Below are 19,197 nucleotides of genomic sequence, written 5' to 3'. Positions count from 1 at the left end.
TTCGCTCCTACAGAAAAGGCGGTGTGTCAGAGCCCGCCCATCAGCAGGTATTTGATCTCCAGGTAGTCATCCAGGCCGTACTTCGAGCCTTCGCGGCCCAGGCCCGATTCCTTGATGCCGCCGAACGGCGCGACCTCGGTGGAAATGATCCCTTCGTTGATCCCGACCATGCCCGCTTCCAGGCCTTCGGCCATGCGCCAGACGCGGCCGATGTCGCGGCTGTAGAAGTAGGCCGACAGGCCGAACGGCGTGTCGTTGGCCCGTTGCAGCACCTCGGCTTCGTCCTTGAAGCGCAAACACGCGGCCACCGGGCCGAAGGTTTCTTCCTGGGCGATCAGCATGTCGCTGCTGGCCTCGGCAAGGATGGTCGGCTCGTAGAAGGTGCCGCCCAGGGCATGGCGCCGGCCGCCGCACAGCAACGTCGCGCCCTTCTCCAGGGCATCGCCGACGTGCAGCTCGACCTTGGCCAGGGCCGCGGCATTGATCAGCGGGCCTTGCTCGGTCTCGCCGTCCAGGGCGCTGCCGACGCGCATCGCCGCCACCGCCTCGGCCAGCTTGCCGGTGAAGGCCTCGTAGACGCCGTCCTGGATAAAGAAGCGGTTCACGCAGACGCAGGTCTGCCCGGTGTTGCGGAATTTCGAGGCCATGGCGCCCTTCACCGCGGCGTCCAGGTCGGCGTCGTCGAAGACGATGAAAGGCGCGTTGCCGCCCAGTTCCAGCGAGACTTTTTTCAGGGTGTCGGCGGCCTGGCGCATCAGCAGCTTGCCGGTGCGGGTCGAGCCGGTGAACGACAGCTTGCGCACCACGCTCGAGGCTTGCAGCGCGCCGCCGATGGCCGGCGCGTCGCCGGACACGATGTTGAACACCCCGGCCGGAATCCCCGCCTGCTCGGCCAGCACCGCCAGGGCAAAGGCCGACAACGGCGTCTCTTCCGAAGGCTTGAGGATCATCGTGCAACCGGCGGCCAGGGCCGGGCCGACCTTGCGCGTGACCATGGCCAGGGGGAAGTTCCACGGGGTGATCGCCGCGACTACGCCTATGGCCTCCTTGGTCACGATGATCCGCGCATCGGCCTTGTGGCTGGGGATCACATCGCCATAGGCACGCTTGGCCTCTTCGCCGAACCATTCGAGAAAACTCGCCGCGTACACCACCTCGCCCATGGCCTCGGCCAGCGGCTTGCCCTGCTCGCGGCTGAGCAAAGTGGCCAGCTCGCGCTGGTTGCCCAGCATCAGTTCGCTCCAGCGTTTCAGGCGCTGGCTGCGCTCCTTGGCGGTCAGGCCGCGCCAGGCCGGCAAGGCGCGATTGGCCGCGGCGATGGCCCGTTCGGTTTCCTCGGCACCAGCCTTTTGCACCTCGGCGACCAGCTCGCCGCTGGCTGGGTTCAGCACCGGGTAGACGGGGCCGCCGCTGGACCATTGGCCGTCGATGTAGTTGCCGTTACGGATCAGCGCGCTCATGCCACGGCCTCGCTCAAGGTGAAACGTTCAAGGGCCGGGCGGGCATCGCGCAGGATACGTTTGCCCGCGGTGTAGTCGTTGATCACATCGCACGGCGTGTAGTTGCGTTCCAGTTCGTGCAGCTCCTCGGCATCCAGGCGCATCTCCAGGGCCGCCAGGGCGCTGTCGAACTGCTCGGTGGTGTCGGCGCCCACCAGCATGCAGTCCACGCCGGGGTGGTTGAGCACCCAGGCCTGGGCGATCTGCGCGTTGGACACGCCGCGGGCCCGGGCCACGCGCTGTACCGAATGGGCGATCTCGAACGAGGCTTGGTCGCTGTACATCTGCTGGGTGAAGAAGTCGGTCTGGTTGCGGGTCGACTGCGCGTCGCCGGTGAGCAGGCCGCGGGCCAGCGGGCTGAACACCGAGACGCCCAGGCCCTGGTCGCGACAGAACGGCAGCATCTCGCGCTCTTCCTCGCGGTACGCGCAGTTCAGTTGCAGCTGCATGTTGATCGGCTTGACCCAGCCGTTGCGCTCGCAGGCCATGAGAATCTTCGCCAGCTGGCCGGCGAGCATGGTCGAGACGCCGATATAGCGCGCCTTGCCGGAACGCACGATGTCGTTCATGGCGCTCATGGTTTCTTCCACCGGTGTGTTCAGGTCGAAGTAATGCAGCATGAAGACGTCGACGTAATCCATGTCCAGGCGTTTCAGCGAGGCGTCGATGCTGTCGAGGATGTGCTTGCGCGAATGGCCGCTGGCGTTGATGCCGCCGCGGGTGCCGTAGCCGACCTTGGTGGTGATCACCAGGTCTTCGCGACGGGCCAGGCGCTTGACGATGCGCCCCACCACTTCCTCGCCGACGCCGGCGGAATAGAAGTCCGCCAGGTCGATGAAATTCACCCCGTGGTCCAGGGCATGACGGACGATCGGCTCGCTCTGCTGCTCGTTGAAGATCCAGGGTTTCCAGTCCGGGGTGCCCATGTTCATGGTGCCCAGGCACAGGCGGGAGACTTCCAGGCCGGAGTGGCCCAAACGAATGTATTGCATGGCGCGGACCTCAGGCCTTGGGCGTGTAGAAAGGGTTGCTGATGTGGCTGGCCACATCCTTGAGCTGCGCGTTTTCCGGCTTGCCGGCCAGGGCCGCGCGGATCGCCGTGCGGCAGGCGTTGTAGTTGTTCAGGTAGACCGCATCCAGGTCGTCGCAGGCCGGGTTGACCCAGTTGGCGGTGACGATCGCCCACTCGTCCTCGGCTTCCTTGGGCAGGGTGCCGTCGAGCAGCGCTTCGAGCACGGCCTTGGCGATGCCGGCCTGGGACGCGCCCCAGGTGGCGTTGCCGTGCAGCTCGCTGCCGATCGCCGCCTTGTTGACGTAGAGGGTCATCGGCTTGACCGGGATGTTCGGCTGGGCGATCACCATGAACGGGCAATGGCCCTGGCTGGGCGACGCCAGGCTGTTGGCGAAGGCCTGGCCGGCCGGACCGTTGCGCGGGCCGATAAGGATATTGATGTGCGCGGCGTTCACGCCCGGGCCTTCGAAACCTTCACCGATATAGAGGTCGAGTTCTTTCATGGGTCATTACTCTTGGGACGCAGAGGGAGGGGTTGAGACGATCAGCGGCGCACGCCCGGGTCGATCGGGGCGCGGCAACGAAAGGGGTTCCAAGAGCGCGGCACGGGGCCGGCGAAGACTGGGCACAGAGGCTGGGTCATGGGGCAAACGCTCTTTGTTGTTGTGGTTGAGCTGGTGTTTGCGCTGTTGTATCACCGGCCTTGTAGCGGCCTGTAACCATTAAAAATCATGGGGCCATGAGATTAGGTAATACCCTTGCGCGGTACTCCGAACGCTCGAGGAGCAGGCAATGAATCCATTGGTCTACCACGGCGGCTGCCTGTGCGGGCAAGTCCGTTTCGCGGCCCTGGGGCCGGCGCAGAATCCCCACCACTGTTCGTGCAAGCTGTGCCAGCGCCACACCGGCGCGCTCACCGCGACCTGGGTCGAATTCCCCCGCGAGCGGGTGACCTGGAACGGTACGCCGGCGACCTTTCGTTCGTCCGACTACTCCAGCCGCACGTTCTGCGCGCAGTGCGGCAGCTCGTTGGGGGCGATCGACGACGAACCGACCGTCGCCCTGCTGCTGGGCGGCTTCGACGACAACGACCAGGAACTGTTGAAACCCGGCCATCACGCCTACGCCGACACCCGTCCGGGCTGGTGCCAGGGCAACCCCTGAAGGGCGGCCTGCCGCTGGAGCGTTATCGCGAGCAAGCTCGCTCCTACAGGGGCATGTGCGCTTCTGTAGGAGCGAGCTTGCTCGCGATGGCGATCCCACGGGCTCCATCGCCATCGAGCCAGGCCCCTGCGCAAGCCCCTCCCCAGCGGCAAAAAAAGCCGCAAGCCGACAGGTGCGGCGAATCTGTTCTAGGCTGGAACCGCTGGCGACTATCGAGATAGAGCCATCGAAACACATGGAAATGACTTTCAAGGAGAAACCCCATGTCCGCGATTCCTTCAAGAACCAACCGCTCTCCGCTGCGCATGAACAAGGACGTCACCGCGCTGATTCCGGACTTCCCCTTCCATTACGCCAACTACCTGCAACACGGCCAGGGCCGCCCGCTGGGCTCGGTCGACGCGGCGAACCACGGGCAGAAGGTGCTGATCGTCGGCGCCGGCATCGCCGGCCTGGTAGCCGCCTACGAGGCCATGCGCATGGGCCTGCACCCGGTGGTGGTCGAAGCCTCGGAACGTATCGGCGGGCGGCTCTACGCCAAGCTCCAGGGCGACCCCGCCACCCCGGACAAACAGGTGCTCTGCGAACTGGGCGCGATGCGTTTCCCGGTGTCCGGCAAGGCGCTGTTCCATTACTTTCGCAAGGTCGGCATGACCGAAAACTCGGCGGACTTCCCCAACCCGGGCACCGCGGCGGCGATCAGCACCGTGGTCGATTACCAGGGCGAGAAGGTCTATTACGAAGTCGACGGCAACCCGGCCTTTCCGAAACCCCAGGAATACGTCGAGCTGGAAAACCAGTTCTTCGACGGTTTCCTGGAGCACTACGATTTCGCCGCCATGGAAGCGGCCATGACCGAAGGCTCCATCAACCAGCCGAGGATCAAAGAGCTGTGGCAGGCCATCCTCAAGCCGGCCCAGGGCACCAGCGGCGACGATGTCAGCTTCTATTCCGCACTGCTGGAAAACTCCGGCTGGAGCAAGGCCGAGATCGACCTGTTCGGGCAGATCGGCTTCGGCACCGGCGGCTGGAACACCGACTACCCCAACAGCATCCTCGAACTGCTGCGCGTGCTGTACACCGGCCTGGACGCCGACCACCAGCTGATGTTCGACGGTTCCTCCAGCCTGCCGCAGCGGCTCTGGTCGACGCCGCCGAAAGCGTTCGGCGACAGCATGCAGTACTGGGGCGAAGGCAACACGGTCGAAGCGCTGTCGCGAGAAGTATTCCCCGACCCGTTCCACAAGGAAGTGCGGCATATCGTCCGCCAGCCGAACGGCTCCTTCCGCGTGCACATCACCGACACCAAGACCGACCAGGAACTGCTGTTCAACTTCGCCAGCGTCATCTACACCCCCCACGTCCGGATCCTCGACAAGCTCCGTTACTCGGGCAATCCGCAAGACCTCCCGGCCATGGACAGCCTGCTGCCCCTCGAGACCTGGGAAGCCATCATGTACACCCACTACATGCAGTCGGCGAAGATTTTCGCCGCCACCCAGCGCCCGTTCTGGAACGACCCGGTGGCCGGCAACGAACAGCGCAAGATGAGCATCACCCTCTCCGACCGCCTGACCCGCGGCACCTACCTGGTCGACTACTCGGCCAGCAAGGGCACGTACAAGGGCAGCGGGATCTTCCTCTCCTATACCTGGAACGACGACGCCCTGAAGTTCCTCGGCGATCGCCCCGAGCCGTTGCCGCAGCATGTCGGGCTCTGCACCAACCTGCTGGACAACATCTACCCGGGGATCGACCTCAACGAGCGCTACAGCACGGTCGACCCGTTCGTGGAACACAACTGGGAGGATCAACCGCTGTACCTGGGCGCCTTCAAGATGAACCTGCCGGGCCAGTACGAATACCAGCGGCGGATCTTCTCCCAGTTCATGAGCGGCATCGATACGAACCAGCCCGACCGTTTCATCCTCGCCGGCGACGACGTGTCCTGGACTGCCGGTTGGGCCGAGGGCGCGGTCACCACCGCGATCAACGCCGTGGACAAGCTGGCGGTCTGCTTCGGCGGCGGCAGCCTGCCGGGCAACTCAGGGCCGGTGGCGTCCTGGCACCGGCTGAAACCGGTCGAGCTGGGTTGACCGAACGACGCTGAACCCCGACCCCGCCGATGCCCCAGCGGCACGGCGGGGTCTTCGCTTCCCCCCCTCATACGCCGCCCTTCGGCGCAGGCTAGCGCCCCCATTTCTCCAGGGCGAACTCGACGAAGCTGCGCAGCTTGGGCAGGCGATAACGGTCCTGGGCGTAGACCAGGTGCAGCGCCCGCCACGGCAACTGATAGTCCTGCAGCAACGGCACCAGCCGCCCCTGCTGCAAGTCTTCCTCCACCAGGGCATCCGGCATCATCACCACCCCCAGGCCACCCCGCGCCGCACGGTGCAGGCCGGACGAGGTGTTGGTCAGCAGCGAACCGGACACCGGAATCAGCACATCGCCCTCGGGCCCGTGCAGCGGCCACTGGGTGGCGGTGGAACTCCATTCGTCACCCGCCGGGTAGGCGAACGCCAGGCAATTGTGTCGTTGCAAATCCTCGGGCACCCGCGGCGTACCGCAGCGCTCCAGGTAGTCGGGCGCGGCGCAGATGGTCAGCTTGTAGTCCTGCAGCGGGCGGGCGATCAGTGACGAGGTGTCCAGGTTGCCCAGGCGAAAGGCCACGTCGAAGGCGCCGTCGATCAGGTCGAAGCGTTGGTTGGCCAGCGTCAGCTCGACCTTGACCTGCGGACAACGCTGGCGGAACTCGCTCAGCGCCGGGGCCAGCCGCTCGGTGCCGAAGGTCAGCGGCGCGGTGATGCGCAAGGTGCCGGACGGCTCGCCCTGGACCTGCTCGGCCATGCGCTCGGAATCCGCCACCAGCCCCAGCACCGCCAGGCAACGCTGGTAATACTCGGTGCCGAACTCGGTCAGGCGCTGGCGCCGGGTGGTGCGGCTGAGCAGGCTGACGCCGAGGCGCTGCTCCAGCGCCCGCAAGTGGTTGCCGACCATGGTGGTGGACATCCCGCACTCGCGGGCGGCGGCGGTCATGTTGCCCTCTTCCACCACTTTCACGTACACCGACATCGCCTGGAACAGATCCATTATCAACCCTGACTTCAAGATGATTAAAGAATGGACGAGTTTATCTAGCTCAGGTGGCTAACGATACTGCCAGCACACCCCCTGGATGGAGTTACCCGCCATGACCGCCGCCTGCCTGATGAACACCTACCAACCGCTGCCCCTGAGCTTCGCCCGCGGCCTGGGCACCCGCCTCTGGGACCAGGCCGGCCGCGAGTACCTGGACGCGGTGGCCGGGGTGGCGGTGACCGGCGTCGGCCATTCCCATCCGCGGCTGGTGGCCGCGATCCGCGAGCAGGCCGGCCTGCTGCTGCACACCTCCAACCTCTACGCCATCGACTGGCAACGGCAACTGGCGCAGCGGCTGACGCGCCTGGCCGGCATGGAGAACGCGTTCTTCAACAACTCCGGCGCCGAAGCCAACGAGACCGCGCTCAAACTGGCCCGGCTGCACGGCTGGAGCCGAGGCATCGAACAGCCGCTGGTGGTGGTCATGGCGAACGCCTTCCACGGCCGCACCCTGGGCACCCTGGCGGCCAGCGACGGGCCCGCCGTGCGCCTGGGCCTCGGCACATTGCCGGGGGATTTTCTCAAGCTGCCCTTCGGCGACCTGGCGGCCCTGGAGCAGGCCGCCCGGGCCCACGGTGCGCGGATCGCCGCGGTGCTGATGGAGCCGATCCAGGGCGAAAGCGGCATCCAGCTGGCCCCGCGCGGCTATCTGCCCGCCGTGCGCGAACTGTGCAACCGGCGCAACTGGCTGCTGATGCTCGACGAGATCCAGACCGGCCTCGGCCGCACCGGCCAGTGGTTCGCCTGCCAGCACGAAGGCGTGATTCCGGACGTGATGACCCTGGCCAAGGGCCTGGGCAACGGCATCCCCATCGGCGCCTGCCTGGCCCGGGGCAAGGCCGCGCAACTGTTCACCCCGGGCAGCCACGGCAGCACCTTCGGCGGCAATCCGCTGGCCTGCCGGGTGGCGTGCACCGTGCTGGACATCATCGAGGAACAGGGCCTGCTGGCCAACGCCCGGCGCCAGGGCGAACGCCTGCTGCAACGCCTGCAAGTGGAGCTGGCCGGGCACCCGCAGGTCCTGCAGGTGCGCGGCCTGGGGCTGATGATCGGCATCGAGCTCAAAGCCCCCCAACGCGACCTGGCGCTAAGGGCGGCGCGGGATCATGGCCTGCTGATCAACGTCACCCGGGGCAGCACCATTCGCCTGCTGCCGCCGCTGATCGTCGATGAACGGGAAGTGGAAATGATCGTGCGCGGCGTGGTCCGCACGCTGCAAGGCAGCGCCGTCGACGAGGCGCAAGCGGACAAGGTATTGGCGGTGTCGTGAGTGGCGCTTGGGGACGCTATCGCGAGCAAGCTCGCTCCTACAAGGAGCGGCGGGCTCGCGATGAGGGGAATCAGTCGTCCAGCGGTTTGGGCGGTGCCGCGGGTTTGCCCGGTTTGGCGGTCTTGCCGGCATGGGCGGCCTTGACCTCGGAGACCGGCGGCGGTGTCGGCGCGGCGGCTTCCTTTTCCGCGCTGGGCAACTGGTCGACGGTGCTGAACAGTTCCTTGAGCTCGATGGTTCCGGAATGCTCGAGTTTCTTCTCGCCGTCCTTGCCCACCAGGATCACCTTGGTCTGCGCCCCCGCGCCGAGCTTCAGGCTGCGGATCAAGGCCATGGTCGATTGCGGGTCCAGGTCCTTGCCGTCGCGCTGGCCGATGGTATTGATCACCGTGTAGAGCACCATGTTGCGGTCGGTAAAGGCCTGGCGGTTGGCCGGTTCGTCGAGGGACTTCTTCAGGGCCACCAGCGTCGGGTCCACGGAGCTGGGTGCAATGACGACCAGCGGGCGCGACTTGCCCTGGTCCTGGGCCAGTGGGCCTTCGTTGTCGGCCGCCAGTGCGGGGCCGGCGACAGCGAGCAGCGTTGCGAGGGTCAATGACCGAATGAACATGCGTCTCTCCTTTGGGTATCCACGCCCTAATGATTGCGCATCGGGAGAAAAGGTCCAGAGCCGGACTCAAATTCTGACATTTTATTGAACCTGTACCGCGGTCCTGGGCACTCAAACCACCGCCCGGCAAGCGGGTTTTCGACCTGTTCGCCCGCGTCGGCGACAAGCGTCGAGCTCGGCCAGGACGCCCGGTTCGGCATGATCGGCCGGTACTGGCGCCCACGCCAACCGGCATGGCCCATGCCGTTCCGGCATGGGGCCATACGAATTCGTCATCATTTCCGCCGCGACGGCGTGATAGCCTTCATCCCGGCCATAACAAGACCGCCCGCCTGGCCTTAACGCCCCGGCGCGGCGTCACCCGCCGTTTCATACCTGCTTGTTTCGTCTTCATCTGCCCAGGTTTTCGCAGCGCGCCTCCTTTACAGGCGTGCTGGACAACCGATTGCATTTTTGACTCGACGCTATCGTCGGCATCTCTTTTACCTCCTTCCGGGAGTTCGTATGTCCAGGCTGTCTCATCAAGATTTACGCCGTAGTTTCCGCGAGCTGATCGCTTCAGACTCCTGCTTTCACACCGCCTCGGTGTTCGACCCGATGTCGGCGCGGATCGCCGCCGACCTGGGGTTCGAAGTGGGCATTCTCGGCGGTTCCGTCGCCTCGCTGCAGGTGCTGGCCGCGCCTGACTTCGCCCTGATCACCCTGAGCGAATTCGCCGAGCAGGCTACGCGCATCGGCCGCGTCGCCCAGCTGCCGGTGATCGCCGACGCCGACCACGGCTACGGCAACGCCCTCAACGTGATGCGTACGGTGGTCGAGCTGGAGCGCGCCGGCGTCGCCGCCCTGACCATCGAAGACACCCTGCTGCCGGCCCAGTTCGGCCGCAAGTCCACCGACCTGATCTCGGTCGCCGAAGGCGTGGGCAAGATCCGCGCGGCGCTGGAAGCCCGGGTCGACCCGGAGCTGGCGATCATCGCCCGGACCAACGCGGCGATCCTGCCGATCCAGGAAATCATCAGCCGCACCCAGCAGTACGAGCGCGCCGGCGCCGACGGCATCTGCATGGTCGGGATCAAGGATTTCGAGCAGCTGGAGCAGATTGCCGAGCACCTCAGCGTCCCGCTGATGCTGGTGACCTACGGCAACCCGGCGCTGCGCGACGACGCCCGCCTGGCCCAACTGGGCGCGAAGATCATCGTCGACGGCCACGCGGCGTATTTCGCGGCGATCAAGGCCACCTACGACTGCCTGCGCGAACAGCGGCAGATCTTCACCCAGGCCTCGGACCTCAGCGCCACCGAACTGGCCCATACCTACACCCAGCCCGAGGAGTACATCGTCTGGGCCAAAGAGTTCATGAGCGTCAAGGAGTAAGCCGCTAGCGCTCCCTCCCCTTGCGATCACCTGGGCCCCGCGCCCAAGGTGGTCGAAAGCCGCCGCCTCCCGGCCGGCCGCAGCAACGCCTAGCCTCCCGCCCCCTTCAACGCATCGTCGACACTGTCGAGGATCTGCCCGATGGTCCAGGGTTTGCGGATGAACGACACCGGGTAGCAGATCCCGGAACTCTGCGGCGTCTCATACCCGGACATCACCAGCACCGGCATGCCCGGCCAGCGCTCGCGCACCCGATTGGCCAGGCCGGCGCCGTTCAAGGTGCCCGGCATGCTGATATCGGTCAGCAGCAGGCGCACCTGTTGCGGATGGTGGTCGATGAACACCAGCGCTTCGTCCGCGCTGGGCAGGCCCTGGGTGGTGAAACCCTCGTCCTGCAGGATCTCGCAGAGGAACTCCCGGATCGTCGGCTCGTCCTCGACCACCAGGATCAGGCGGCAAGGCGGGCTGGCCCTGCCGGGCAATGTTGGGCACATGGGATGACACTCCCTGACGGCATGAACGACCGGCGCGAATGCGCCTCCTGCTGTTATGAGCGGCCCCGCCCGGATAAATTCACTCGGCCTGCCGAGACGTCGGACAGGCCACCGCACGCGCGACCGGCGGCACTGGCGGCAGCGGGATCGTCGCCAGGGGCGCCGGCAGAATCACCGGCACGCCGCGGGCGACATGGCAGGCAATCACCTCCAGCAGCGGCTGGAGTTCGAGCCCGGGCAGCGGCTGCGGCCGGTACGGGTCGTTGCCGAAGAAGTTCTCCCAGTGGCCGACCAGTACCATGCGCGGCTGGGTGACCTGCAGCAGGCGCCAGGGGTAATCGCGCACCTGGGTCCAGGACGCGGCGCTGAGGATCTGCACGTCGACAGCCTTGTGATCATTGGGCAACACCGGCGGGAAACCGAACGGCGGCGGCGCGCCGGAATCCTGATAGTGCAGGCGGTAGGCCGGGGCGCCCCGCTCGTCGAGCAGGTCGATCAGCCAGGCCAGCGGCTGCCCCGGTTTCCATTGCCAGACGTACGCCGGCGTCTGCTTGAGGTCGAGCACGTAACGCCCGGGAATCAGGTTGATGCCAGCAACATGCCCGGCATGCTTGCTCTGGATCGGCATGGCGCGCACGTGCCGGCCGGTGGAATACACCCAGGTGCCGGGCGTCGGCGGCTCCCAGGCGCCGTTGACCTCATGGGGCCGGGCCATGGCCCACTGCACATCGACCACCCGCTGCGGATCGACCATGGCGCGCAGCATGTGTGCCACCGAGGACGAGCCGTAGGCCAGTGCCTTGGGTGTGTGTTTCTGCATGATCCAGGGCACGTCCAGCAGATGGTCGTAGTGCCCGTGGCCGACCAGCAGCATGCTCACGTCGTCGGCGCGCGGCATGTACAGGTCGATGCGCTTGCGGTCGGCCACCACCCGCACCGGCGGCAGCAGGCCGGAGTCCAGCGAGTCGGGGTTGCTGAACGAGGGCGCCAGCAGCACGCCCTCCCCGCGCCAATGCAATAGCCAGCCGCCGACGCCGAGAAACTGGATCTTCGGCTCCCCCACCACCGCCCGTTCCCGGTAGAGGCCCGGCATCGCGTCCGGCGATTCCCGGGCGCAGCCACCGAGCAGCAGCAACACGACAAGCATCACGACCGCTGGCATCGTCCTCTCTCCCCTTCTTCCCACACGGTTCTGCATGTCCGCCAAGCGGTGCGCTAGTTGGCCTGGGTGACATCGATCACCCTGACGTCCACCTGCCCCGAGTTGTTCCAGTAGAAGCCGAGCACGTCGTTGGCGCAGAACTGCAAGCGCCCCGGCGGCAGGTCCGACCAGATTTCATCGCCGCGCCCGAGCAGGCGCCAGGGCGACGTGCCCGACGCCCCCTTGGTGCGCACCAGCAGCGCCATCCAGGCCGCCTCGGGCAAACGCCTGGCCCAGCCGAAGCCCTCGCGAACGCCGCCGGGGTGCGCCACGCCCTCAGGCCCGGTGAGCGGGTCGGAAGCATCTTGCCATTGGCCGTCCACCTGGAAACGGTAGCGACGGCCGGCCTCGATGCCGAACGCGCTGGTGACGCAGGACTGATTCGCCAGCACCACGATCGTTGGGGTCGCCAACGGAACGTTCATGATTGCCGGCGCCCGATGCTGCTGGCCTGGTCGACCCGACGCCGCCATTGCGCGCGCTCGGCGACAGGCTGCGGCAGCGCCAGGACCTGCCGCGTCCCGCCCGAGCCGAGGATACGCGCCAGGGTCGCGCGGACCGTGGCCTCGTCGTTGTCGAAATCGCCATGGTGGCGGGCATCGGAGGCGCCCTGATGGCCCATCGGCAGGTTGTTCGGCGCGCGCACCCAGTCGGCGTTGGACCCGGCGCCGAACAGCTTGGCGACATCGTTTTCGCTCTCGACGAAGTGCTCCATGCCGAGGATCGGCTCGCCGTCGGGGCGAATCAGCGGAATGCGGACCCTGTCCTCGAACGCATCGGACACCAGGTACAGCAGGGACTTGTTATAGATAGAGGCGCAGTTGTCGTCGCGCTCGGCCTGATCGGTCAGGGTAAACAGGCCGAACTTCTGGATGCGCTTGTCGCGGATGGGTTCCAGGTAGCTCTCGCGGAACAGCTTGACGGTGCAGGCCGGCGCCCACAGGTGGCAGCTGGCGATCTTCGTCTCCAGCCCCTTCAGTTGGCTGCGCGCCAGCGGCCCGCCGCTCACCGTGCCCTTGGACACCAGGTACTGCACCAGCGGCGCCAGCAGGATGCTGCCGGCGCTATGCCCGACCAGATGGATTTCCACCCCGGCAGCCGCCAGCCGCGCCAGGGCCTTGGCCACCACCCGCGCGCCGCCCGCGGCGTCGGTGGTGGCGCGCAGGCCGTTCTCTTTCATTTCGTCCCACTCGGCCTTGCCGGTCAGCAACCGGGCGATGGGCTCCAACGCGTCGTCCAGGCGGTCGAGCATGAAGTCCTTGGTCGCGTCGAGAATCCCCTCGGGGCGCCGGCGCCGCGCGGCATCGGCCAGCATATTGCCCAGGGTGCTCCAGTAGTCGGTCTTCCAGATGAACGCCAGCGGATAGCACTCGGCCTGCAACATGGCCGCGCGGTAGCCGGCCACGGTCTCGATGGCCCCGGCCTGCCCCACCAAGCCGCCGTGGGCGTACACCACGATGCGTTTTTTTTTCCAGCCCTGGGTGATGCGCGGGAAGTCCACGTCGAAAATCTCCGCCACGCTGGCCGCCGTGGTGGCTATATCGCCCCGCGGGTCGAAGGCGCCGTCGTTGCCCAGGCTGACCACATGCGGGCGAATCTCGCGCAGGGTCTCGCTGGACGAGGCGCTCGCCATGCTCTTGGCCTGCCCGGCCGCCTGCAACGGCGCGCGCAGGGTGATCGGCGCGCCGAGGCGCGCGACCCAGGCGTCGGCGCCGTTGGCCAGCCAGTCGTCGTAGCGCAGGTGGGCGAAACCGCCGTCGCCCCACTGCTCGCCCCAGGAGTTCTGCACCCAGAAACCGTCCTGGTCGTACGCGACGATCGCGAAGGCGTGGCCGCCGAGCAGGTCCAGCGAGGGCTCGATATGGCCGTCCGCGGCCACCCCGTACCAACCCGCGTGCAGGGTCGCGCTGGCGTACAGCACGCCGACTTCGGCGATGGCCGCGTGCATGGCGACGATGTCGGTGTGATTGACCCGGAAGTACGCGCCCAGCGGACGCAACGCCGCTTCCTGGGCCAGGGCCTCGGTCAGGGTCGTGTTCCGGTTGTTGACCTGCCATTGCGGCGCCGTGCAGACCCCGTGCTTGTACCAACCCTTCATCGCCCCGCGGCAACTGGAGCCCTCGTCGGCCTCGCCGGCCCATTCGTCGTAACGCCGCGCCAGGTCGTACAGCATGTGCGGGCTGACGGCGGTGTCGTCGGACTGGTACTGGCGGGTGCGCAACAGGTAGTGCGCCACGGTCGCCAGGCCATACCCGGTACAGGCGTTTTCCTGGCCCTGGTCGAGCACCGGCACGTTGGCCTTGCGGTAGTCGCTGAGTTCGCGGCGGATCGGCACTTCCACCAGGGTCGGGACGTACATGCTGTCGCGAAAATCCAGGCCGTCCGGGCGTACGTTCAAGACGCGCTTGGGCGTCGCGTCGGCCTTACGCCGGGGGGCCGGCTTGGCGGTCGTGCCGCTGGCCCTGGCGGCCGCGGCAGCGGTTTTAGCGGTGGTTTTCTTGGCCGCGGGTTTCGCCGCGGTGGCGGTCTTTGCCGAAGGTGTGCGCCGCTGGGCCTTGGGCCGGTCAGATGCAGTTGCCATGTTCACGCGCTCCTGTGTCGTGAAGAGACTGGCACTGCTGGCGCCTGGTTGCGCTCCCCAGCCTGTGGGTGACAGGGCTGAGCATAGTCAAGGGCCGGGCACGCTGCTTTCGCTTCGCACCACCAGCTGTGAGAAAGTAACGCAGCGCGCACGCCACGCGTTCCGGCAGGCGCATTTGCCTTGCCGCCGCGAAGCCGAGGACAATGTTTTTTCCGGCATTGCGCGCCGCTGCTCACTATTCTTAAACCATGGGCCCGCCTGGGCCGGTGGTCAGGCTTTCAAGGAATCCAGAATGCATCCAAGACACGTCATCAACGCTTCGGTCAGCCCCAAAGGCAGCCTGGAGACTTTGTCCCAACGTGAAGTCCAACAACTCAGCGAAGCCGGTTCCGGCAGCATCTACACCCTGTTCCGCCAGTGCGCCCTGGCCATTCTCAACACCGGCGCCCACGTCGATAACGCCAAGACCATCCTCGACGCCTACAAGGATTTCGAAGTCCGCATCCACCAGCAGGACCGCGGCGTGCGCCTGGAACTGCTGAACGCCCCGGCCGACGCTTTCGTCGACGGCGAGATGATCGCCAGCACCCGGGAAATGCTGTTCAGCGCCCTGCGCGACATCGTCTACACCGAGAGCGAGCTGGCCAGCCAGCGCATCGACCTGGAAAGCTCCCAGGGCATCACCGACTACGTTTTCCACCTGCTGCGCAACGCCCGCACCCTGCGCCCGGGCGTGGAGCCGAAGATGGTGGTGTGCTGGGGCGGCCACTCGATCAGCACCGAGGAATACCAGTACACCAAGAAGGTCGGCCACGAGCTGGGACTGCGCAAGCTCGACGTCTGCACTGGTTGCGGCCCGGGCGTGATGAAGGGCCCGATGAAGGGCGCGACCATTGCCCATGCCAAGCAGCGCATGAGCGGCAGCCGTTACCTGGGCCTGACCGAACCCGGGATCATCGCCGCCGAGGCGCCGAACCCGATCGTCAACGAGCTGGTGATCCTGCCGGACATCGAGAAGCGCCTCGAAGCCTTCGTCCGCGTCGGCCACGGCATCATCATCTTCCCCGGCGGCGCCGGCACCGCCGAGGAATTCCTCTACCTGCTGGGCATCCTCATGCACCCGGACAACCGCGACCTGCCGTTCCCGGTGATCCTCACCGGGCCGAACAGCGCCGCGCCGTACCTGGAACAGTTGCATGCCTTCGTCGGCGCAACCCTGGGCGAGACGGCCCAGAGCCTGTACCGGATCATCATCGACAACCCGGCCGAGGTCGCCCGGCAAATGACCGAGGGGCTCAAGCAGGTCAAGCAGTTCCGCCGCGAGCGCAACGACGCCTTCCACTTCAACTGGCTGCTGAAGATCGACGAAGGTTTCCAGCGTCCGTTCGACCCGACCCACGCCAACATGGCCAGCCTGCAACTGAACCACCGGCTGCCCTCCCACGAACTGGCCGCCAACCTGCGCCGGGCCTTCTCGGGCATCGTCGCTGGCAACGTCAAGGACAAGGGTATCCGCCTGATCGAGGAAAAGGGCCCGTACGAAATCCACGGCGACCCGGCGATCATGCAGCCGCTGGACCGCCTGCTGCAGGCCTTCGTCCAGCAGCACCGGATGAAGCTGCCCGGCGGCGCGGCCTATGTGCCGTGCTACCGCGTGGTGAGCTGACCGCCGACCAAACGCAGCCCCCGGCGCAATGCCGGGGGTTCGCGCCGCGTCTCGCCCCCCAGGCGACGACGGCCCGGCGGCCCGGGGGAACTCCCGGGCGGCGCCGTGCCTCCTAAATCATGTGGTACTTCCTGTTTGTCCACGCTATCGGAGGACGCCCTCATGCGCCGCCTATTGCTGGTTGCTTCGTTGTTGCTCTGCCTGCCCGCCGGTTCGGCCATGGCCCGTGTCGACGCGGGCGATGTCGCCACCTCAGCCGGGGTTTCCGCCTCGCTGTACTCGACCTTCAAGGACGACAAACGGGTGATTCCCGCCCGTGACGATGCCTCCAGTTTCGTCGCCAGCGGCGGGGCCATCCGCGGCGTCTACCTGGAGTCGGTGCTGCAGAAAATCCGCCGGGAAAACCCCGGCCTCAACGCCAGCGACGAAGAACTGGCCCGGGCGATCCTGACCCAGCAGGCCGGCCGCTAGCAGCCTGCGCAAGCCGCTGCCCGACCTGGATGTCGCGCAGCGGCTGCCCCCTTGATCGTCATCACGCCAAGGCGGCGGCGCGGCTGAACAGCTCGCGGCCGATGGCCCGGGCGGCCTGGAGATGCGCGGCCGGGTCCTGGCTTTCCGAATCCGCCAACAATGCCGAAGTCAGCACCCGCGCGCCGCAGTAATCGAAGATGCCGTGGTCGATCTGCGTCTGCATCGCGGTGCCGTAGCCATGGCGCCGGTAGGTGTCGGCATCGGCCCCGGCGACGCCGAGCAGGTGCACCGGCAGATGCCCGAGTCGCTTCTCGAACGTGCCGGCCGCCAGGTTGAAATCGAACGCCCAGCCGTTGGCGAACACCCGGTCGATCCAGCCCTTGAGCAGCGCCGGCATCGACCACCAGTACACCGGGTAGACCAGCACCAGCGCATCGGCGCGATCGATGCGCGCCTGTTCGGCCAGCACGTCGGCCGGCGGCGGCGCCTGGCGACGATGGACGGCATGGTCGGCGGCGTTGAAACGCGGGTCGAATCCCTCGGCGAACAGGTCGGCGATCTCGAACGAATGCTCCGACCCCAGGCCCTCGGCGACCTGCCTGGCGAGGCTGTGGCTGAGGGAATCTGAATCGTGGTGGGCGACAACGATAAGCGCATGCATGGGGAAAACCTCCAGCCATGGATTGAGGGCCGCAACCGGGCCCGATATACTTTTGGTAAGTTACGAACAGTAAGTTACTTTTGGTATATAGGCATGTCAAGCACCCCCTCCGAGACCCCATCCCCCCGTCGTCGCCTGTCCCGGGAAGAGCGTCTGCACCAGCTGTTGGAAGTGGCCTGGCAACTGATCGGCGCGGAAGGCACCGAGGCCCTGACCCTGGGCCGGCTCGCCGAAGCCGCCGGGGTCACCAAGCCGGTGGTCTACGACCATTTCGTCAGCCGCGCCGGGCTGTTGGCGGCGTTGTACCAGGACTTCGACGCGCGCCAGACGCGGTTGATGGACGCCGCCCTGGACAGCAGCGAAGCGACCCTGGCCAGCCGCGCGGCGGTGATCGCCCACTGTTATGTCGACTGCGTGCTGACCCAGGGCCGGGAGATCCCCGGGGTGATCGCCGCGCTGGCCAGCTCGCCGGAACTGGCGAAGATCAAAGCGGAATACGAGGCGATCTTCATCGATAAATGCCGCAACGCCCTCGCCCCCTTCGCGGCCCCGGGCACCCTCGCCCCCGCCGGGCTGCGGGCCATGCTGGGGGCGGCCGAAGCGTTGTCCCACGGGGCGGCCATCGGCGAAATCAGCCGCGAGCAGGCCCGCGACGAACTGTTCGAGAACATCGTGTCCATGGTCGAACGCAGCGCCCGGCGCGGCGCGGCACCGGCCTGAGGTGGATCAACCCGCGTCGCCGCCCAACGGTGCGGCGCGGCTCGTCGAACCGACCCACCAGGTGAGCAGCGCGCACGCCGCCATGATCCCGCAGGTGCCGATAAACACCGTACGCATGCCGAAGTGCCCGCCGAGAAAACCGCCGCTCAGGGGCCCGAGCACCTGCCCGACATATTGGCTGGAGGTCGAGTAGCCGAGCATCCGCCCGGCCAGGCGCTCGGGCACCGAATGGCGAATGATGCTGGAGATGCACGGCATCAGCCCGCCCAGCGCCAGGCCCATGAAAAAACGCAGCAGCACCAGTTGCCAGGGCGCGGTGACCAGCGCCTGGGGAATCAGCAGCAACGCCGCAGCGGCCAGGCACACCGTGAGTATTGGCCAGTGACCGACGCGGTCGGCCAGCCGCCCCAGCTGCGCAGCGGAAATGATGCTGCCCAGGGCCGCGGCGGACATCACCAGGCCCGCCATCAGCGTGACGTTTTCAGCGCGCAGTTCCTGGAGGTACACGGTGATGATCGGCTCGATGGACATGGTCGCGAACATCAACAGGCAGGCCACCAGGAACATGCTCAGCAGCGGTTTCTTGTCCGTCACCGCCGCCCACGAAGCGTCCGGCGCCTGGCCTTTCGGCATGGCCTGGCGCGGCTCGCGCGGGGCTTCCTTCAGCACAAAGGTGGTGGCCAGGAAGGTGACGAAGATCACCGCCCCGGCGATGAAAAAGGTGTTGCGGATACCGATCAGCGGCGGCAGCAAGCCACCGATCAACGGCCCGGCCAGGCTGCCGGCCATGATCCCCGAAGACAGCACGCCCAACGCCCAGCCGGAACGCGCCTTGGGGGTCTGGGTGGCGACCAGGATGGTCGCGCCCGACGCGTAGCCGCCGAGCAAACCCGCCAGCAGGCGCAACAGCACCAGTTGCCAGACGTTCTCCGCCAGGCCGATCAGCGACATGGCCACCGCCATGCCCAGGCTCGCGCGGATCAGCATCAACTTGCGCCCGTAGCGGTCGCCCAGGCGGCCCCACAGGGGCGCGGTGAAGGCTGCCGACAGAAAGGTCGCGCCAAAGGCCACGCCGGACCACTGGACGATGGCCGCCGGGTCGCTGACCCCGAGTTGCTCGACGTACAGCGGCAGGAACGGCAGCAGCAGGGTCATGGCGACGATGGTGGTGAACGCCCCCAGGGCACACACCGCGAGGTTGCGTTGCCAGTGGCGTTCGGCGGGTGGCTGCGGCTGAGTCATGGGGGCGCTCCATCGATCGAGGACGACGCCACGCTACCGCTGCGGACCGGATAAATAAAATTCATGTTTTTCATGCAGTGGATTCCCGACAGGA

Annotated in this window: 18 protein-coding genes; 7 read left to right on the top strand and 11 right to left on the bottom strand. The window is 66.8% G+C overall.

Features of this window, described 5'->3' with window-relative positions; genetic code table 11:
* Positions 1–26: 26 nt before the first annotated feature.
* The 3 genes from BTN82_RS11175 to fae are packed head-to-tail and all read right to left on the bottom strand — an operon-like array spanning position 27 to position 3,014.
* Positions 27–1,460, bottom strand: a complete 1,434-nt coding sequence (locus BTN82_RS11175; protein ID WP_075119178.1) for an NAD-dependent succinate-semialdehyde dehydrogenase — start codon at positions 1,458–1,460, stop codon at positions 27–29.
* A complete protein-coding gene (locus tag BTN82_RS11170; protein WP_075119177.1) occupies positions 1,457–2,491 on the bottom strand; it encodes an aldo/keto reductase in 1,035 nt (344 codons plus the stop codon). Before BTN82_RS11170 ends, BTN82_RS11175 begins: the two co-directional genes overlap by 4 nt.
* Positions 2,492–2,501: 10 nt before the next feature.
* Complete coding sequence (gene fae, locus BTN82_RS11165) at positions 2,502–3,014, bottom strand: formaldehyde-activating enzyme (RefSeq protein ID WP_075119176.1); 513 nt, start codon at positions 3,012–3,014, stop codon at positions 2,502–2,504.
* A 289-nt stretch (positions 3,015–3,303) separates the two neighbouring features.
* Between fae and BTN82_RS11160 the strand changes: the two genes are divergently transcribed.
* Positions 3,304–3,675, top strand: a complete 372-nt coding sequence (locus BTN82_RS11160; RefSeq protein WP_075119175.1) for a GFA family protein — start codon at positions 3,304–3,306, stop codon at positions 3,673–3,675.
* 263 nt (positions 3,676–3,938) lie between these two features.
* The gene (locus tag BTN82_RS11155; RefSeq protein ID WP_075119174.1) at positions 3,939–5,771 is read left to right on the top strand and encodes a flavin monoamine oxidase family protein; all 1,833 of its coding nucleotides are present in this window, start codon (positions 3,939–3,941) and stop codon (positions 5,769–5,771) included.
* Between the two features lie 91 nt (positions 5,772–5,862).
* Here the strand turns inward: BTN82_RS11155 and BTN82_RS11150 are convergent, their stop codons facing one another.
* Positions 5,863–6,765 (bottom strand): LysR family transcriptional regulator, encoded by a 903-nt coding sequence (locus BTN82_RS11150; protein ID WP_075119173.1) that lies wholly within the window; start codon positions 6,763–6,765, stop codon positions 5,863–5,865.
* A 100-nt stretch (positions 6,766–6,865) separates the two neighbouring features.
* On the opposite strand from BTN82_RS11150, the gene BTN82_RS11145 reads away from it, so the two are divergent.
* The gene (locus BTN82_RS11145) at positions 6,866–8,083 is read left to right on the top strand and encodes an aspartate aminotransferase family protein (RefSeq protein ID WP_075119172.1); all 1,218 of its coding nucleotides are present in this window, start codon (positions 6,866–6,868) and stop codon (positions 8,081–8,083) included.
* A gap of 70 nt (positions 8,084–8,153) precedes the next feature.
* On the opposite strand, the gene BTN82_RS11140 is transcribed toward BTN82_RS11145, so the two are convergent.
* A complete protein-coding gene (locus BTN82_RS11140; protein ID WP_075119171.1) occupies positions 8,154–8,693 on the bottom strand; it encodes a DUF4174 domain-containing protein in 540 nt (179 codons plus the stop codon).
* Between the two features lie 504 nt (positions 8,694–9,197).
* On the opposite strand from BTN82_RS11140, the gene BTN82_RS11135 reads away from it, so the two are divergent.
* Complete coding sequence (locus tag BTN82_RS11135; protein WP_075119170.1) at positions 9,198–10,067, top strand: oxaloacetate decarboxylase; 870 nt, start codon at positions 9,198–9,200, stop codon at positions 10,065–10,067.
* An 89-nt stretch (positions 10,068–10,156) separates the two neighbouring features.
* Here the strand turns inward: BTN82_RS11135 and BTN82_RS11130 are convergent, their stop codons facing one another.
* The 4 genes from BTN82_RS11130 to BTN82_RS11115 all read right to left on the bottom strand — a co-directional run bounded on the left by BTN82_RS11130 (position 10,157) and on the right by BTN82_RS11115 (position 14,343).
* Entirely contained in the window at positions 10,157–10,561 is a 405-nt protein-coding gene (locus BTN82_RS11130) for a response regulator (RefSeq protein WP_075119169.1), read from the bottom strand.
* A gap of 79 nt (positions 10,562–10,640) precedes the next feature.
* Entirely contained in the window at positions 10,641–11,723 is a 1,083-nt protein-coding gene (locus BTN82_RS11125; RefSeq protein WP_261792952.1) for a hypothetical protein, read from the bottom strand.
* A gap of 53 nt (positions 11,724–11,776) precedes the next feature.
* Positions 11,777–12,187 carry a hypothetical protein gene (locus tag BTN82_RS11120; RefSeq protein ID WP_075119168.1) on the bottom strand — a complete coding sequence of 137 codons (411 nt, stop codon included), beginning with the start codon at positions 12,185–12,187 and terminating at the stop codon, positions 11,777–11,779.
* On the bottom strand, positions 12,184–14,343 hold the full coding sequence (locus BTN82_RS11115) for a C1 family peptidase (RefSeq protein WP_081375442.1): 2,160 nt from the start codon (positions 14,341–14,343) through the stop codon (positions 12,184–12,186). Before BTN82_RS11115 ends, BTN82_RS11120 begins: the two co-directional genes overlap by 4 nt.
* A 292-nt stretch (positions 14,344–14,635) precedes the next feature.
* On the opposite strand from BTN82_RS11115, the gene ppnN reads away from it, so the two are divergent.
* The gene (gene ppnN, locus BTN82_RS11110; protein ID WP_075119167.1) at positions 14,636–16,009 is read left to right on the top strand and encodes a nucleotide 5'-monophosphate nucleosidase PpnN; all 1,374 of its coding nucleotides are present in this window, start codon (positions 14,636–14,638) and stop codon (positions 16,007–16,009) included.
* A gap of 162 nt (positions 16,010–16,171) precedes the next feature.
* Complete coding sequence (locus BTN82_RS11105) at positions 16,172–16,480, top strand: DUF2388 domain-containing protein (RefSeq protein ID WP_075119166.1); 309 nt, start codon at positions 16,172–16,174, stop codon at positions 16,478–16,480.
* A 61-nt stretch (positions 16,481–16,541) separates the two neighbouring features.
* Here BTN82_RS11105 and BTN82_RS11100 read toward each other — a convergent pair whose 3' ends face one another.
* Positions 16,542–17,141 carry an NAD(P)H-dependent oxidoreductase gene (locus BTN82_RS11100; protein WP_075119165.1) on the bottom strand — a complete coding sequence of 200 codons (600 nt, stop codon included), beginning with the start codon at positions 17,139–17,141 and terminating at the stop codon, positions 16,542–16,544.
* 93 nt (positions 17,142–17,234) lie between these two features.
* Between BTN82_RS11100 and BTN82_RS11095 the strand changes: the two genes are divergently transcribed.
* A complete protein-coding gene (locus tag BTN82_RS11095; RefSeq protein ID WP_075119164.1) occupies positions 17,235–17,861 on the top strand; it encodes a TetR/AcrR family transcriptional regulator in 627 nt (208 codons plus the stop codon).
* Positions 17,862–17,867: 6 nt separating this feature from the next.
* Here the strand turns inward: BTN82_RS11095 and BTN82_RS11090 are convergent, their stop codons facing one another.
* A complete protein-coding gene (locus BTN82_RS11090; RefSeq protein ID WP_075119163.1) occupies positions 17,868–19,103 on the bottom strand; it encodes an MFS transporter in 1,236 nt (411 codons plus the stop codon).
* Positions 19,104–19,197 lie beyond the last annotated feature (94 nt).

It is taken from the genome of Pseudomonas chlororaphis (genome assembly GCF_001921865.1).
Taxonomy (GTDB): Bacteria; Pseudomonadota; Gammaproteobacteria; order Pseudomonadales; family Pseudomonadaceae; genus Aquipseudomonas; species Aquipseudomonas chlororaphis_D.
Note: the sequence above shows the minus strand (reverse complement) of the source record. Positions and strands in the feature narration are given on the sequence as shown.